The 285-nt window shown below is 42.1% G+C and carries 1 protein-coding gene; it reads right to left on the reverse strand.

Translation table 11 applies throughout. The features are described from left to right. Positions 1-285 (reverse strand): oligogalacturonate-specific porin KdgM family protein (locus AB4512_RS24080; protein WP_372176011.1); only part of this gene is annotated, 285 nt, incomplete at both ends.

Consider the following 285-nt stretch of genomic DNA (forward strand, 5'->3'; position numbering starts at 1 on the left):
TTGTAACGGTAACGACCAGTTAAAGACACGCCATTTTCGAAGCTTGTTCCCAACTTTAGATATGGGCGATATTCCGTCCAATTTGGAGCGGTGACCGTCACCAGACCAGGGGCCCAATACCACTGTTCATTAATTTGGAATTTGTAAGTTGCTTCAAATTCTTGAGCGGCTGCTTTTAGACCATTTTTATCTTCATCGTTTGAATCATTACCGGCAAAGTAACCATCATTATGTATCTGAGCAGCCTCCGCACTAAAGTAGAAACCTGTATCAAAAGTATGCATG

Origin of the sequence: Vibrio sp. 10N.222.52.B7 (assembly GCF_041474275.1) — a bacterium.
Classification (GTDB): domain Bacteria; phylum Pseudomonadota; class Gammaproteobacteria; order Enterobacterales; family Vibrionaceae; genus Vibrio; species Vibrio crassostreae_C.